This window comes from Nonomuraea recticatena, assembly GCF_039533245.1.
Taxonomy (GTDB): Bacteria; Actinomycetota; Actinomycetes; order Streptosporangiales; family Streptosporangiaceae; genus Nonomuraea; species Nonomuraea roseola.
The window spans coordinates 1-537 of the sequence record NZ_BAAATE010000195.1 but is presented as its reverse complement, the minus strand read 5'-3'; the positions used below and the strand labels follow the sequence as shown (position 1 = coordinate 537).

1 protein-coding gene is annotated in these 537 nt (G+C 43.9%); it reads right to left on the bottom strand.

Annotated elements, in window-relative coordinates; all coding sequences use genetic code 11:
* Positions 1-4: 4 nt before the first annotated feature.
* Positions 5-537, bottom strand: a 533-nt coding sequence (gene thiD / locus ABFX50_RS51120; protein ID WP_346158570.1) for a bifunctional hydroxymethylpyrimidine kinase/phosphomethylpyrimidine kinase, incomplete at its 5' end; no start/stop codon positions are given.

Below are 537 nucleotides of genomic sequence, written 5' to 3'. Positions count from 1 at the left end.
ACGCCTAATTTAGTGCCTTAGAAACCGCTCTTTCTAGCGGATCTCCCATAGCTAAAAAAGTGGCGATCGCACTAGAAAGTGTGCATCCGGATCCATGTGTATTGTGGGTATCTATTCGTGCAGAATCGTAGTACTTTACGCTGCTATCTTTTTGTATTAGCAAACTGGTAAGCTGTGGTCCTTTCAAATGTCCGCCCTTCGCTAACACAGCTCGTACGCCAGTATGCATCAGCTGATTGGCAGCACGCTCCATATCCGATACCGATTGAACATCTTTGTTAACTAAGACACTCATTTCATCCATATTTGGTGTTATGATGGTGCTTATCGGAAATAGTAATTCTACGCAAGCAGCAATCGTGTCTTGTTGAATAAGCTGATGGCCACTGGTAGAAACCATAACTGGGTCGAAAACTATACGCCCTGCATAGTGACGTAATTCAGCGTAAATGCTACGAACAAGATCGACCGAGTGCACCATGCCGATCTTAATGCTATCGGGATATATATCGTCAAAAATTGCTTTGAGCTGATCGG